The organism is Novosphingobium clariflavum, from assembly GCF_026420865.1.
GTDB classification, from domain to species: Bacteria; Pseudomonadota; Alphaproteobacteria; order Sphingomonadales; family Sphingomonadaceae; genus Novosphingobium; species Novosphingobium clariflavum.
Genome location: NZ_JAPCWC010000083.1, coordinates 1 through 1321, shown reverse-complemented (window position 1 = coordinate 1321; position 1321 = coordinate 1). Strand labels below are relative to the sequence as shown.

The following is a 1321-nucleotide window of genomic DNA, read 5'->3' as shown; positions in this document are numbered from 1 at the left end:
TGAACCGCCCCGGCTTTCCCGGAGGCTCCAATTTGTGGGAAGGAGCTTTCTTTATGAGCAAGACCCGGAACAAGTTTTCTCCTGAAGTCCGCGAACGCGCGGTGCGCATGGTTGGCGAGCATCGCGCCGATTACGGCTCGGAGTGGGAGGCGATGACCTCGATCGCCAGCAAGATTGGCTGCACGGCCGAGACGCTGCGCCGCTGGTGCCGTGAGGAGGCAAGCCGACGAACGGCACCAGCGGCGCTGGCCGCCGATGATCAGGCCCGGCTCAAATTGCTGGAGCGCGAGGTCAAGGAACTGCGGCGCGCCAACGAGATCCTGCGCAAGGCATCAGCGTATTTTGCGATGGCGGAGCTCGACCGCCGCGAGAAATGATGATGTCGTTCATCGACGCCCATCGTGAGGATCTGGGTATCGAGCCGATCTGCCATGAGTTGGCGATCGCCCCGTCCTCCTACCATGAACATGCACGTCGCCTGGCCGATCCTGGCAGGCGCCCCGCGCGTGCCCGTCGTGATGACGAGATCAAGGCGCAGATCAAGCGCGTCCACGAGGCCAGTTCCGGGCTCTATGGAGCGCGCAAAGTCTGGCACCAGTTGCTGCGCGATGGCGTGGCTGTCGCCCGGTGCACCGTGGAGCGCCTGATGGCGGCCATGGGGCTGGCGGGCGTTCGGCGTGGCAAGACGACGATCACCACGGTCAGCAATCCGAAAGCCCCGTGCCCATTGGATAAAGTCAATCGCGAGTTCCGCGTTGAACGTCCCAACGCATTGTGGGTGGTCGATTTTACATACGTCCACACCTGGGCCGGCTTCGTTTATGTAGCTTTCGTGATCGACGCCTATGCCCGCCGGATCGTGGGCTGGAAGGTCAGCACGTCGGCTACCGCCGGCTTCGTGCTGGACGCCTTGGAACAGGCGATACATGCCCGCAGGCCAGGGCCGGAAGATGGCCTGATCCACCATAGCGACAGGGGTGTTCAATATCTCGCCATGAACTACACCCAGCGCCTGGCCGAAGCCAACCTCGTGCCATCGGTCGGCAGCGTCGGCGACAGCTACGACAATGCTTTGGCCGAGACGATCAATGGCCTCTACAAAACTGAGGTCATCTGGCGGCAGCGGTCATGGCCCAGCGCATCGGCCGTGGAAATGGCTACCCTGCGTTGGGTCGACTGGTACAACAATCAACGCCTTTTCGGCCCCATCGGCTACATCCCGCCCGCCGAGGCCGAGGCAAACTACTATGCAGCCAGAGAGACCCTCGATATGGTTGCATGACTCAATTCAAAATGCCTCCGGGAAAGCCGGGGTGGTTCA

General features: G+C 62.1%; 1 protein-coding gene and 1 other annotated feature. The gene reads left to right on the top strand.

From position 1 onward, the window contains the following. The first annotated feature begins 53 nt into the window (after positions 1 to 53). A protein-coding gene (locus OKA11_RS24325; protein WP_407673531.1) for an IS3 family transposase occupies positions 54 to 1282 on the top strand; the annotation gives its coding sequence in 2 pieces (ribosomal slippage) (positions 54 to 342 and positions 342 to 1282; 1230 coding nt in all). Further along, positions 335 to 449, top strand: a sequence feature (AL1L pseudoknot). It overlaps the preceding gene by 115 nt. Positions 1283 to 1321: the final 39 nt, after the last annotated feature.